This is a genomic window from Parapedobacter indicus (assembly GCF_900113765.1).
Lineage (GTDB): Bacteria > Bacteroidota > Bacteroidia > Sphingobacteriales > Sphingobacteriaceae > Parapedobacter > Parapedobacter indicus.
Genome location: NZ_FOQO01000001.1, coordinates 678981 through 693601, shown reverse-complemented (window position 1 = coordinate 693601; position 14621 = coordinate 678981). Strand labels below are relative to the sequence as shown.

Sequence of the window (14621 nt, the reverse complement as noted above, 5' to 3'; positions counted from 1 at the left end):
TTTTTTGGCTTGGCCATTAAACGGCCTCCTCTTCGTATTCCTTGACTTCTTTATGCACATAGTCCTCCACCATCAACTCCTCAATGGGTCGGCCTTTTTTATCAAGCCCCAAGCGGTGCAGGATGCTATCCATGATCTGGTAAATCACCGGAACAACGATGAGCGTAAGGAAAAGCGAGCTCAGCAACCCACCGATGATTACCCACGCGAGACCATTTTTCCACTCCGCACTGGGACCGGTTGCGATGGCAATGGGGAACATCCCGAACACCATGGCAATCGTGGTCATGAGGATCGGGCGTAGCCGCGCATGGTTAGCCAGAATCAAGGCCTCCCGGGTAGATTTGCCTTCCGACTTGAGGTGGTTGGTAAAATCAACCAAAATAATGGCGTTTTTCGCTACCAAACCGATCAACATAATCAAACCGAGTATGGTGAATATGTTCAGCGTATTATTGCTCAACGCTAATGCGAGCAACGCTCCGATGATAGACAGTGGAATAGAGAACATCACCACAAAGGGATACACGAAGCTATCGTATAAGGCCACCATGATGAAGTATACCAGCAACACCGATGCCAGCAATGCAATCCCCAAGGTACCAAACCCTTCCGACTGTTGTTCCATATCGCCACTCCAAACGTAGCTTACACCGCTCGGTGTTGGAATCTCGGAAAGCTGGCTCTCCAGATCTGCAGCAATCGCACTCACCGGACGGCCGACAACCTGGGATTGTACTTTCACAGACGTGCTCTTGTCTCTCCGCTCCAGCTGACTCGGACCGGAACCCTCGCGTATGGAAGCAAACTGCGACAACCGGACCAATTGGCCCATGCTATTCGTAAATTGCAGGTTCCGCACGTCGTCCACATTTTTACGGTCGTAATCGTCAAAGCGGATATTAATATCATATTCGTATTCACCCGAACGGAATTTACCGTCGGTATTACCATTAAATGCAGTCTGCATGACACCACCTACCGTTTGTAGGTTCAGGCCCAGCGCAGCCATCTTATCGCGGTCAACCTCTACGGTAATTTCCGGTGTACCACCTTCCACGGAAAGTTTGGCTTCCGAAGTACCCGGAATCTTGCGCACGCGGTCCAATATGGCTTCTGCATAGGTTAATACGCTGTCCAGATCAGAGCCGATGACTACCATTTCCAACGGTGCCTGCTCGGCAAAACCTACGATACTGATCGGCACAGTCTTGACCTTTGCTCCCACTAGTTCCTTTTCCAGTTCCCGTTTCAACTTTGCTGCATAAACGTTGCTCGGATCTTCACGACCTTCCCGTCCAACAAGCTTCACCGTAATCTCCGATTTATAAGCGGTTGCCTGGGTTCCCACGAACCCATCGTTAGATTGCCCCACTGTAGTGATCAGCGATACTACTTCCGGCTTGGAACTGATATACTGTTCTGCCTTCCGAGTCATTTGGTTGGTCTGTTCAATGGAAGCATCTTTGGGCATCTCCACCTGAACCAAGAACTCGCCACGGTCGCCCTGTGCGAAGAATTCCCCTCCGATGTAACCACCGGCAACCAATCCAAACGAAGCAAACAGCAAGACGGTCACGGTTGCCAGTGTGATGAATTTGTGATCAAGCGCCCATTTCAACACCTCGGTAACCCAGCGGGTAAACCGGTGCAGTTGGTTTTCGAACCAAAGAACAAACCGCCCGAAAATATTCTTGTCCGACACACGTTCTAGTTTCCCGAAACGCGAGGTAAGCAATGGTACAATGGTAAATGAAGCCACCAAACTGAGCAACGTGGCAATCACGACCACCACACAGAACTCGCGGAGGATGTCGGAAACCATACCGGTACTGATTGCAATGGGAAGGAACACAACTACGATAACCATCGTTATGGAAATAACCGTAAATCCGATTTCCTTCGCCGCATCGTAAGAAGCCCGCACCTTATTCTTGCCCATCTCCATGTGGCGATAAATATTCTCAATTACCACAATCGCATCGTCCACCAAAATACCTACCACCAGCGACAAACCTAGAAGTGACATCAGGTTCAGTGTGTATCCAAAGAGATTAATTCCAATGAAGGTCGCAATCAGCGATGCAGGGATAGCCACCATAACGATCACCGCATTCCGAAGGCTGTGCAGGAAGAAAAGCATCACCACGGCCACGAGAATTACTGCCAGGAACAAGTCGTGGATGACGGAGTCGGCCGACTCGAGCGTATAGGTGGAACTGTCATTCGCAATCTCGATCTTAAGTCCCTCCTTCTCATAGGTCTTCATCAATTGCGTGATGATTTCCTGCGTACCCCGGCTCACTTCCACGGCGTTGGCATCCGACTGTTTCAATACCTGGAGCAGCAACGCGCTCTGTTGGTTCACCCGTGCAATCTTTTCAACATCTTTTTGGGTGTCCTGCACGTCCGCTACATCGCGTACTCGCACCTGCGCGCCCGTTTCGGTCGTTGCAATGACCAAGTTTCGCAACTCCTCTACCGATTTGTACTTACCCGCCAGGCGAACCAGGATGTCCTGATTTTGGGTCTTTACACTACCTGTGGGGAAGTCGAGGTTAGACGTAAGGACTGCCTGTTGCACCTGCATAATAGACAATCCATACCCTTCCAACTTGGAAGCATCAATACTTACCTGGATTTCACGTTCCTGTCCACCGATTAAATTTACTTGAGCCACACCGGGTACCCGCGAAAGCACCGGCTGGATACGTTTATCGACCAGATCGTAAAATGCGGCGGCATCCATATTGCCCGTGGCAGCAAGCGATACGATGGGCAGGTCGTCCATGGAAAACTTGGCCAAAGAGGGGGCCTCGGCATCATCCGGCAATTCCGACAGGATGGCGTTTACCTTTCGCTGTGCATCGTTGAGCGCATAGTCTACATCCGTGCCGCTATTCAGCTCGATGATAACCAACGATAAACTCTCGAAAGAAGTTGCGTCGAGTTTCTTGATGTTTTCCAGCGAAGCCACCGCGTCTTCTATTTTCTTGGTCACCGTATTTTCCACCTCACTCGGCGACGCCCCCGGATAGATTGTGGTAATGGATACCACACTGGGAGTGAATTTGGGGAGCAACTCGTAATTCAACGAGAAGTAGCTCATAATACCCAGCAAGGTCAGCACGGTAAATACCACGATGACGATGGATGGGCGTTTTATCGATATTTCTGCTATCTTCATGATTTGAGATATGAGATGTTAGACATCAGATTTGAGACATTATCCATTAGCGATTGGCAGCAGAATCGACCTGGGCCTGTACCTTGGCTCCGTCAACCAAGTTGATCTGTCCGCTGGTAATCACCGTTTCACCTTCTTCCAGTCCCTGCAATATTTCCACTTGCTCACCAAAGATTCGTCCGGCCACCACTTTACGGATTGCGGCAATGCTGTCAGCTTCAAGTACATATACTTGATTGCTGTTTACTCCCCCCACAAATGAGCCCCGAGGAATGAGGATTGTCGGATTCTGTTGGGGAAATTTGAAGTGTGCAGTCGCATACATCCCCGCTTTCAGTTCGGAGGAAGCACTGTTATCCACCGTGATTTCTACCGGATAGTTCAGTGTATTATCGGCTTTTGCGGCGATAAAACTGATTGTACCATTAAATTCTTTGTCTGGAAAAACCGTGCTCACGATGGTTACTTTGTCGCCTACCTTCAAGTTGACAACCTGCGTCTCATTGGCAGTTATTTTTAACTTTAACTGCGATAAGTCCACGATTTCGAAAAGCTCGGTCCCCTGCGACAGGTAAGCTCCTACTTCGATGTCACGGCGATTGATGATACCATTAATAGGCGATTTGATGTTGGCATCCTGTACACGGCGGTTGGCCTGTTGTAATCGGATTTCCGCATTCCGGAGTTGCAACTCGATGTCGTCAAGTTGTGCGCGGGTTACGCCGCCTGTTTCAAAGGAACTTTTATAACGTTCGTAATCCGTTTTTAATTTCTGAAGAGCGTCTTCTGCTGCCTGCTTATCAAGGTTAATGATTTCGGGATCAACCAACGCCAATACTTGTCCCTTACCCACGCGGGCCCCTTCTTTCGCCAAAATACGCGTAACGCGACCACTAACCTCCGATTTAAGAAGCAGGTCCTGATTTGCTGCAAAATTGCCGTTGGCTGAAAAATCAAGCACCAGTGGCTGGCGGCTTACCTTGGCGGCATTCACAACGATGGCTCCACCCGTCTGGGCTACGACAGCGGTCTTCGCCTCATTTTCAGCCTTATTTTTACTTAATACCCAGCCGATGAGGGCCAACACCCCGATTACGACAACGATGGTAATGATGATTCGTTTCATTTGTATAAATTGATGATGATTTATTCGTTTACTAATGATTTAATTTGGCCGTTTGATTTCACGAGTTCGATTTGCGCCACTTTGTAATTTAATAACGCCTCGTTATAACTATTTTGAGCAGCTACTAAGTCTGTTTCCGCAGTTAACAAATCGGTGAGACTAGCTAATCCATTTTGATAATTGTTTTGTGTGCTGTTAAATACTTCTTCCGCAAATTCCTTATTCGCACGTTGAGACTCAATGGTATTCAAACTGTTTTTTATCTGAATCCTCGCATTTTCATAAGCCATTGTCAATGCGTTTGATGTACTTCTTAAATCTTCGTGTACCTTTTTCAGCTCCACGTTCGCCTGTCGCACCCTTGACCTGCGAGCGTTACCATCGAATATTGGAATTCTCAGCGTTAACGTTACAGCAGACATATCAAAATTAAGTGCCTTGGAAGAATAAACGTTCAGCTTATCGCTCTGGGTATTATAAACGTAATTACCGCCGATCGATAAGTTGGGATAAAATTCAGCTTGATAGGCTTTCCTTTGCAGTGCTAGTAAATCTTCTTGTTTTTTTAACAGTTGAAAATCTAGCAATTTTTCGACATCAACGGTACCGCCGTCAAATAAGGATATTGCCTCACTTTCCAACTTGTCAACCTCGGTATCGGGGATAACAATTTGTTGGCCGACAGGCATTCCCATGTAATACTTCAATAAATTTTCTTGTTGCACAACGGCATATTCCAATTGCTCACGCTGGGCTGCCAAGTTCGATTTATTAACTTTAACTCGATCGAGATCGATCTTTTTCGCCAATCCCAACTCAAATTGGCTGCCGATCATTTTTTCCAGTTGGGATACCCGTTCGATGTTTGCGTCAATAACACTCATTTGCTGACGCGTAATAATCACCTGATAATAATTGGTGGCAACTTGCTGGATCAGATTTTCTTCGGCTAACTCAGCAGACAACCGATAGAATTCTTCCGAACTCTTTGCTGCCTTCAATCCAGTAAAAACCTGCTGATTGAATATCTGTTGATTTAGCTGTACCTGTGACATTGCATTCCATGTCTGACCGGCTTTTATGGCTATGAACTCACCGGGTGTACCGCCGAAAGCCTCAGCGGGAAGTACAAACTGCTGTACCAAAAGGTTATTCGTCAATGTGCTCGTCGCGTCTATTTGGGGAAGTGCCGACGCACGTACTTCCGCAACCTTATGTCTTCCTCCCTCAATTTCAAGACGCGCCTTACTCAATACTTCACTATTATTCAATGCATACTCGAGCGCCTCCTTAAGCGTCAAGGTTTCCTGGGCTGAAACTGTGCCACTTCCCAATAAACCTATGGATAGTATTGCTATCGCCAGTCGCATATTCATTTTAAATGTACTCATATGTTCGTTGAATGTTATTTTTTGATGCCGTTGATGAAAATAGCAGCGGCCTGTTTTTGCTTTTCCAAAATGCGGTTCACTTCGTCTCTGTCTAACAGTGCGTGTGGTGTCGCACGATCACAGAACATGGCAAGCCCTCGTACCATAGCAACATACAATTCAGACGTAGATGTAACGTCAAATGTTACAAGCTCACCGTTGTCAATTCCTTTTTTGAATATCTTTGAAATCGTCCCCACTTCCCGTTGAAACATCTTTTCTGAAAGCTGTACCCATTTTTCATCGCTTATATTCATCTCCTGTAAATTGAGGATAAGCATGTAATATTTTTCAAAATATTCTTTCTTTATATCTAACATGCGAATCAATAAACCGAGCGTATCGGTGATTGTCTCTAACGCATGATTAATCGTTACATCACTTTCTTCAATGATCTGATAGACAATCGCCTCTATTAACGAAAACTTATCCGGAAAATAGTAATACAAATTTGCCTTCGACAGCTTTAAATCGTCCGCAACCTCACTCATCGTTGTTTTCGCAATGCCGAAGCGTGAAAACCGTTTCAATGCCGCACCGATAATCAAATCTTTTTTATCATCCACCATTCCGATTTTACCTTTTTACCATTTGACTATTTTTAAAAATTGGTCAAAAGTAAAAGTTCAATCGCATTTCACCAAAAAAAATGTGTCGGAGACCAATTATCCGGCCACGTTATGACACAATATTTACAAACCCTAGTAAAAGGCAAAGAAAAATGTTGCCAGTGACAACCCTATGGCAAGGCTTAGATTGAAATTCGAACACGAGATTTGAGCAAGATTATAAATCCTTACCGAGCAAATGTCAGTTCATTCTGGAATACTTTAGCATATTTACGCTTATCTAATTTATATAACCGTGCCGCACGGTAGGAAACGCCCCGTTGGAATTCAGGCAGTTCCTTTAAAATATTATAATTAAGCATTTTCTTACGAAAGTTACGCTTATCCAATTTCCGGCCCCATATCGCTTCATACAGTTGCTGTAATTGGGTAAGCGTAAACTTTTCAGGTAGTAATTCGAAAGCAATCGGACTGTAACTTATTTTACGCCGTACTTTGGAGATACTCTTATCGATAATATGCCGATGGTCAAACGCCAATTCGGGTAGATTGTTTAGGGGGTGCCAAACCGCCTGTCGGGCATAATCTGTTACCGGTTCGGGCTGGCTCTTTAGGTCGTCCAATCGCAATAAGGCGTAATAAGCTACCGTGACAATACGTCCTTGTGGATGTCGCTTCAAATCACCAAACGTATACAGTTGCTCCATGTAGATTCCCCTCAATCCGGTATGTTCATACAAAATGCGCTTTACTGCATCATCAATGGTCTCATTGTGTTCTACAAAAAAACCAGGAAGTGCCCACCATCCCTTGAATGGATATTCGTTTCGCTCAATAAGCAGCAGCTTCAGTTCACCTTCATGAAAACCGAAGATCACGCAGTCGGTGGTAAATGTAGATTGTAAATGTGGTAAATTTGCTTGCAACGTACTGATTATTTGTTTACTAATTGATTTTAATTTGTTAAATTCCCGCTTTAAAAGTTTGTTTATCAACGGCGAACTTAGCGAAGCGATCGCATTGATGCAAAAAAAAGATGATTAAAAAAATCAATAATTTATCTAAGTTTGCTCACTTTAAACCCTTCAAGTTGAAAAATAAATCGTGAAAAATTTAATAGTGTAGCAAATACACACTATATTCGTGCTGCTAATTTACAAAAGATTATTAGAAAAGTGCAAAGCATATCAAAAGTAGGAATATTTACTTCGGGCGGCGACGCACCTGGCATGAATGCCTGTATCCGGGCGGCCGTGCGCACGGCATTACACGCCGGTAAATCAGTAATAGGCATCTACCATGGCTACCAAGGGATGATCGATGCCGATTTTCAGGAAATGAATAGCCGATCGGTGAGCAACATCATCCAATTGGGTGGTACCATTCTCAAAACCGCACGGTGTGACGCATTCCGTACACCTGAGGGTCGAAAGCAAGCCTACGACAACCTAAAGATGGCAGGCATCGACGGGTTGATTGCCATAGGTGGTGACGGAACCTTTACGGGGGCTGAAGTCCTTTCGCGAGAGCATAACATTCCCACCGTCTGCATACCCGGTACGATTGACAATGATTTATACGGTTCGGATTTCACGTTGGGTTATGACACAGCCACAAATACAGTGATTGAAGCCATTGACAAAATACGGGATACTGCAGCATCCCACGACCGGTTGTTTTTTGTTGAAGTAATGGGGCGTGATTCAGGCTGCATCGCCCTGAATGCTGGTATTGCGGGCGGAGCGGAAGCTATCCTGCTGCCCGAAAAGTCAACCGCCATCGCAAACCTCTGTAACCAGCTGGAAAGTGCCGCTAAAAGTAAAAAGTCATCTACAATTGTCATTGTAGCCGAAGGTGAAGAAAACGGGGGCGCTTACAACGTAGCTAAAGAGGTGAAGTCTCGGTTTGACTTTTATGACACAAAGGTAACCATTCTGGGGCATCTGCAGCGAGGTGGATCGCCCAGTAGCTTCGACCGGGTACTGGCCAGCAGGCTTGGCTTCGCTGCCATAAGACATCTCCTTGCAGGAGAAACCCGTGTGATGGTAGGCTTGCGCGGTAATGAAATCAAAACTACTCCGCTTGAGGAAGTGTTAAATAAAAAGGTATTCAAGCTAAGTGAAGACATGCTTGAAATGATGGATGTGTTGTCGATATGATCGCAGTGGTTTTCAGTGGTTCAAGGTTTTCGGATTGGCGACTGGCCGATAAAAGAAAAATCGTCACTGGTTTCCGGATGATGGGGATCAATCCTTATTTGCATGACGAGCGCTTTATCCTCCAACTGCTCAACAAAAGCAACAACTTGATCAATTACGCCGAACAGATCAAACGGATCTATTTTTTCGGTGCAGGATCCTCTTCTCCAGAACGTAAAGACAAGATTGCGACAGTGTTAAAACAATTTTTCATTTATGCTAAGGTTACGGTAGATCACGATGTAAAAGCATCTGCACTTGCTACCTTAGGCGATGAAAAGGGGCTTATTGGCATTTTGGGCAGCGGTTCCAATGTAGCCTATTTCAATGGCAAACGGACGACAGATAACAACTTTGGGCTTGGATACATCCTTTCCGATGAAGGATCTGCTAACTGGATTGGGCGAATGCTGCTGAAAAGCTTCCTGAATGAAACCATGCCCAGCGACCTGCAGGAACGATTTGTCGAGCGCTATCCCCTCGACCGGAAAATCATCTTGGATAAGGTATATAACCAGGCCAACCCGACTCTCTTTCTGACGTCGTTTGCCGACTTTGTCATGGAAAACCATAAACACCGGTTTATCAAAAGAATGATTTATTACGGCTTTAAACTATATATCGAAACATACCTGCTTCCATTAACTAAACAATACCCAAATATGGCCGTTAACTTTACGGGAAGCGTAGCCGCCGGATATGAAGAATGGCTGCGAGATGTAGCCGATGGGTACGGCATTTCAATTGGTTCCGTTATCCGGGAGCCGATACACAATTTACTAAAGTACTATTTAAATAAAAATTAATATAAAAATGAAAATTGGAATCAATGGATTCGGCCGCATAGGCCGTCTGGCATTCCGGGCAGCGGTAAATCGCCCGGGTGTTGAAATTGTTGGAATCAACGACCTAGTAGACCCTGATTACATGGCATACATGCTGAAATACGACTCTACCCACGGACGATTTGACGGCACCGTAGAGGCAAAAGATGGCAACCTCGTCGTGAATGGCAAGACCATCCGTGTAACTGCCGAAAAAGATCCGGCAAACCTCAAATGGGATGAAGTAGGTGCCGATGTAATCATTGAGTCTACCGGCTTATTCCTGACCAAGGAAACTGCACAAAAACACATTGATGCAGGTGCCAAAAAGGTTGTCATGTCTGCACCTGCCAAAGATGACACACCCACGTTTGTGATGGGTGTAAATCACACGCAATTGAAGTCCGAACAGACAATTGTATCCAATGCATCGTGTACGACCAACTGTTTGGCTCCGCTTGCCAAAGTGCTTAACGACAAATTCGGTATCGTTGAAGGATTGATGAGCACCATCCACGCGGTAACAGCTACGCAAAAAACCGTTGACGGCCCGTCGGTAAAAGATTGGCGTGGCGGACGTGGCGCCTACCAGAATATCATTCCTTCCTCCACAGGAGCTGCAAAAGCTGTTGGATTGGTATTGCCCGAATTGAAAGGTAAACTAACCGGCATGTCCTTCCGTGTGCCCGTACCTGACGTATCGGTTGTGGATCTCACTGCCCGCTTGGAAAAACCGGCTACCTATGAAGAAATCAAACAAGCATTCAAAGATGCTTCCGAAGGTGAGTTGAAGGGTATCCTTGGTTACACCGAAGACGATGTCGTGTCGGAAGACTTTCGGGGCGATGCACGTACTTCGATCTTCGACGCGAAGGCAGGAATCTCGCTTAACGACAATTTTGTCAAAGTTGTATCTTGGTACGATAACGAGTGGGGTTACTCCAACAAATTGGTCGACCTCGTTGAATTGGCAGGTAAAATTTAACTGTATCCGCCAAAACAGATTATCAACAAAAAAGGCTCCGGTAATTGTACGGAGCCTTTTTTATGTCTCTGCGTTGCTACCGGTCGGCACTTACATCAAAAAGCCGCCCCCCAGCAAATCGTCTTCCTCGTAGAACACTGCTGACTGTCCCGGCGCAATTCCTTTCACTGCATGGTGGAAGTCCACCTTTACCCGATTGCCTTCCTGCACGATCGTACTGGTCATGCCAGCATCTTTATAGCGGATTTTAGTTACCACTTCCAGGGGCTGAGCAATGGACGCATACTTTATCAAGTTTACATTTTTTACGTAAGCCTCGTGTTGTTGTAGTTCATGTTCGTCACCCAGTACAACCGTATTGCTTTCAGGCAATATTTGCGTGACGAATATAGGGCGTCCCAACGCAATGCCTAGCCCCTTTCGTTGACCCACCGTATAATATGGATATCCCTGATGCTTCCCCACCACGGTGCCGTCGGCCAACACAAAATTACCCGGCCCGATCCGGTCGTCAATGTCTTCTACGCGATGACGGAGAAATGCGCGGTAATCGTTATCGGGAACAAAACAAATCTCATAGCTTTCCGACTTGCTGGCGAGCTCCAGTTGCCCCATCTCCGCAGCCATCTGGCGGATCTCGGTTTTCGTAAAACTGCCCAGCGGAAATTGCGTGCGCGCAAGATTTTCCTGCGATACACCCCAAAGTACATACGATTGATCTTTGTGCGTATCTCTCCCTTTGGAAATGACGTACCGGCCGTTTTCCTGTTGCCGAATATTGGCGTAATGGCCTGTGGCTATAAATTCGCAGTCCAATTTATCCGCGCGCTTGAGAAGCGCCTCCCACTTGATATGGGTATTGCAGAGTACACACGGATTGGGGGTCCGACCCGCTAAATACTCGTCCACAAAATTATCAATGACAAAATCACCGAATTCACCGCGAATATCCAGTATATAGTGCGGAAAACCATACGATACAGCCAGTGCACGTGCATCATTAATGCTGTCCAAGCTGCAACAACCTGTCTCCTTGGAAGAACCTCCCGAGGAAGCATAATCCCAGGTTTTCATGGTTAGCCCAATTACTTCGTACCCCTGTTCGTGGAGCATCACGGCCGCCACCGAACTGTCCACTCCCCCACTCATGGCAACCAATACTCTTCCTCTTTTACTCATCGTTATGTATAAAAACGCAAAGATACACCTATTTTATTTACCACATTGTTTTGAAGTTGTCATTTTATCCCAAACGTAATCAGCAGCTTGGAAAAAATTGGTAAACAATTTTCAAAAAAAGTTTTCTGAAATGAAAAAAGGCGCTACATTTGCAGTCCCAAAACGGTGGTAATCACCCGTAAAAAAAAGGTACCATAGCTCAGTTGGTAGAGCAAAGGACTGAAAATCCTTGTGTCGCTGGTTCGATTCCAGCTGGTACCACAAGAAACCCTTCATACGTAATGTATGAGGGGTTTTTACTTTTTATGTTGTCGGTTTCGTTGTCGGTTTAAACCGCCCCGCCTGTTTCCGGCGATAATTCCGTACCTTTGGATCATAGCCGTGAGGCTGTAAATTTTAACCGAAAAAGAAACCCCGTCCGGCTGGATGAGGTGTTTATCTTCCCTCACCTTCCTAAGCTACAAGCCGACCTTGAAGCCGTTGAAATTTCTTTCCAGTGCATCCCTCCTTTCGGTATTCTTGGTACCGTAAACACTATCCTTGATGTCTTTCCAGCTTTTAGTTTCCATCATTTGCTCCTTTTCTGTTCGTAAGTTATTACTATGCAGATTAAAAACAAAACTTCACCCGTAAGCCTGTTGATCCGGAGCTCATGTCCTGCGCTTGCCCTAGAACAAGGTCCGTTAGATAACGGGTTCCGATCCAAACTTTAATCTGCCAGCGTCAGCTCGTCGACCAGATGGCCCGCATTGGCGAATTTGTCAATAATAAACAACACGTAGCGGATATCGACCGCGATGGTGCGCTGGAGCTCGGTATCGAAGATCACGTCGCCAGCCATTGCCTCGATGTTTCCATCAAACGCAATGCCGATCAACTCGCCTTTGCCGTTAAGTACGGGCGAGCCGGAATTCCCGCCAGTAATGTCATTGTCCGTCAGAAAATTTACAGGCAAGTTGCCTTCGTGATCGGCATAACGACCGTAATCATGGCTTTCGTATAAATTCCGTAAACGTTCCGGAAGGTCAAACTCCGGATCGCCGGGTTGGTACTTAGCGATGGTCCCTTTCAATGTTGTGAAATAGTTAGCACTGGCATCGTTACGGGGATCAGGGGGCAGCGGATTAATTTTGCCGTAGGTGAGCCGCAATGTGCTGTTAGCGTCTGGATAGTACTTCTTTTTCGGACTCCGCTTGCGTGTTCCCTCGACGTACAGGCGGTAGGCCCGCTGAAAGCGTCCCTGAAGCTCTTGCTCTTCGGGCGACGTTTGCCGATAGCGGGTAAGCAGTGCGGTCGAGAGTAGGTACAGCGGATCTTGTTGCAATGCGAGCGTATCGGGTTGAGCGAGGAATGCGTCGACCCGGTCGCGGGAGGCAAACAGACTGGTTTCGAAAGCCACATCAATATAACCGGAAAGATCCCGGTTATGGTGCTGGTACAGGGAATCGATATACGTTGGTATTTCCCCTTCCGTTGCTTTCTCGGCGTACAGGTTCAGCAGGGACGCCAACACATCGCGCTCCAAAGGCAAGTACAGATTGTCATAGGTGTCGTCCAAATTGGTCGTGATCTGCTGGGACACCTCTTTCCGTTTAGCTTCATTCTGGGCCGCGTAATATGCGAGGGCGTTACCCAGTGCATAAGGCAGAGCTGCAAAGGTGCTGGACCGCAGTAATCCCGTCAGGTAATTGTCGTGCCGGGCCTTCAAGTCGGTTTCCTTATAATATTGATTGATGTCGTCCATGACGGATCCATAGCGCGCTCGGTTGCGCCGCTTCTTGGCCCAGGCATCGAACTGTGCTTCCTCAACAGCTTTGATGCTGGCGGTACGGTGTTGGACAAGTGCATCGATCATCCCCTGGCGGTTCTTCCAATAATTCGCAACCTGGGAATATTTGGAGGCGTAGTGGAGTTTGACTTTCGGTTTCGCGTCCATGTATTTCTTCATCTGGTCCATACCAACTTTGGACGCCTCTACCCAAGCCGGATAGGCATACTTCACATTCTGGTCCACGCCGCCCGAAGGCATCCAACGATTGGTCCGGCCGGGATAGCCCAGGATCATCGCAAAGTCGTTTTCAGTGTAGCCGTTCAGGCTCACCTTGAGGTGGTATTTCGGCTTCAGCGGTATATTGTCTTGAGAATATGGCGCCGGATTGCCGTTCCGATCGGCATATACTCGGAACAGGGAAAAGTCACCGGTATGTCGCGGCCACTCCCAATTGTCGGTATCGCCGCCAAATTTGCCGATGCTGCTTGGCGGCGTTCCCACCAAACGCACGTCGGGAAAATCCTGGTAGACGAAATAATAATACTCATTTCCATTATAGAAGGAACGTACGGAAACGGTGTATTTGCCCCCTTCGTTATTCTCCTTTTCAATGTTTGCAATCTCCCGGTTGATGGCGCGTTCGCGATCTGCCTCGCTCATCGTATCATTCACAACGCCGAGTATCCGCTGGCTAACATCGTCCATGCGCACGAAAAATCGTACCGATAACTCCTTCGGTTTCAACTCATCCTCGTGGGTTGTCGCCCAGAATCCGTTGGTCAGGTAATCGCTATCCGGAGTGGAAAGTTCGGCCACCGCGCCGTAGCCGCAATGGTGGTTGGTCAGCACCAGGCCTTGACCAGAGACGATCTCGGCAGTGCATCCGCCGCCAAACTGTACGATGGCATCTTTGATGCTGGAATGGTTGATGCTGTAGATTTCCTCGGCGGTTAGTTGGAGGCCCATCTTTTGCATATCGCGCTCATTGAGCCGCTTCAGATGCATTAAGAACCACATGCCTTCGTCGGCAACGGCACTGAACTTTATCGAGATAACGAGTATTAAAACGATGATTTTCTTCATAACAAACATGCTAAATCTTTGAATCTAATCTTTTTACGCTCCGGTGAGTTCCAGTCTGTCCTATTCAATAAGTAACGGTGAAATGTCCACGTTGCGCGCCGGATCACGACGCAAGTCCAACCCGCGGTGCCCATTGGCCGCAAATCTACGGATACCGGGATAATAACCGAACCAAATTTCGACTGTATGTGCCTTTGGTTTAGAAATGTTACACGCAAATGATCGGATGAATGCCTGTATCGGCAATCCATTTATGATAAGCGCTATAA

Annotated in this window: 10 protein-coding genes and 1 tRNA gene; 4 read left to right on the top strand and 7 right to left on the bottom strand. The window is 46.8% G+C overall.

Annotated elements, in window-relative coordinates; all coding sequences use genetic code 11:
* Positions 1 to 16: 16 nt before the first annotated feature.
* From BMZ56_RS02750 to BMZ56_RS02730, 5 genes are all read right to left on the bottom strand, one after another.
* Positions 17 to 3187, bottom strand: a complete 3171-nt coding sequence (locus tag BMZ56_RS02750) for an efflux RND transporter permease subunit (protein WP_090623903.1) — start codon at positions 3185 to 3187, stop codon at positions 17 to 19.
* Between the two features lie 46 nt (positions 3188 to 3233).
* A complete protein-coding gene (locus tag BMZ56_RS02745) occupies positions 3234 to 4313 on the bottom strand; it encodes an efflux RND transporter periplasmic adaptor subunit (protein WP_090623900.1) in 1080 nt (359 codons plus the stop codon).
* A gap of 20 nt (positions 4314 to 4333) precedes the next feature.
* Complete coding sequence (locus BMZ56_RS02740) at positions 4334 to 5704, bottom strand: TolC family protein (protein ID WP_090623897.1); 1371 nt, start codon at positions 5702 to 5704, stop codon at positions 4334 to 4336.
* Between the two features lie 14 nt (positions 5705 to 5718).
* Positions 5719 to 6312, bottom strand: a complete 594-nt coding sequence (locus BMZ56_RS02735; protein WP_090623894.1) for a TetR/AcrR family transcriptional regulator — start codon at positions 6310 to 6312, stop codon at positions 5719 to 5721.
* A 227-nt stretch (positions 6313 to 6539) separates the two neighbouring features.
* Positions 6540 to 7238, bottom strand: coding sequence for an NUDIX hydrolase (locus BMZ56_RS02730; RefSeq protein ID WP_090624455.1), 699 nt, complete (start codon positions 7236 to 7238; stop codon positions 6540 to 6542).
* A gap of 249 nt (positions 7239 to 7487) precedes the next feature.
* Between BMZ56_RS02730 and pfkA the strand changes: the two genes are divergently transcribed.
* From pfkA to gap, 3 genes are read left to right on the top strand one after another with little or no spacing between them, the layout of a single operon-like run.
* Positions 7488 to 8471 carry a 6-phosphofructokinase gene (gene pfkA / locus BMZ56_RS02725; protein ID WP_090623890.1) on the top strand — a complete coding sequence of 328 codons (984 nt, stop codon included), beginning with the start codon at positions 7488 to 7490 and terminating at the stop codon, positions 8469 to 8471.
* Positions 8468 to 9316, top strand: coding sequence for a hypothetical protein (locus tag BMZ56_RS02720; RefSeq protein ID WP_090623886.1), 849 nt, complete (start codon positions 8468 to 8470; stop codon positions 9314 to 9316). The genes pfkA and BMZ56_RS02720 overlap by 4 nt, the downstream gene beginning before the upstream one ends.
* A 7-nt stretch (positions 9317 to 9323) precedes the next feature.
* A complete protein-coding gene (gene gap, locus BMZ56_RS02715; RefSeq protein WP_090623882.1) occupies positions 9324 to 10319 on the top strand; it encodes a type I glyceraldehyde-3-phosphate dehydrogenase in 996 nt (331 codons plus the stop codon).
* A 90-nt stretch (positions 10320 to 10409) separates the two neighbouring features.
* Here the strand turns inward: gap and mnmA are convergent, their stop codons facing one another.
* Positions 10410 to 11498 carry a tRNA 2-thiouridine(34) synthase MnmA gene (mnmA, locus tag BMZ56_RS02710; protein WP_090623880.1) on the bottom strand — a complete coding sequence of 363 codons (1089 nt, stop codon included), beginning with the start codon at positions 11496 to 11498 and terminating at the stop codon, positions 10410 to 10412.
* Positions 11499 to 11686: 188 nt separating this feature from the next.
* On the opposite strand from mnmA, the gene BMZ56_RS02705 reads away from it, so the two are divergent.
* Positions 11687 to 11759 (top strand) — tRNA-Phe (locus BMZ56_RS02705).
* Positions 11760 to 12207: 448 nt separating this feature from the next.
* On the opposite strand, the gene BMZ56_RS02695 is transcribed toward BMZ56_RS02705, so the two are convergent.
* Positions 12208 to 14352, bottom strand: coding sequence for a S46 family peptidase (locus BMZ56_RS02695; protein WP_090623877.1), 2145 nt, complete (start codon positions 14350 to 14352; stop codon positions 12208 to 12210).
* Positions 14353 to 14621 lie beyond the last annotated feature (269 nt).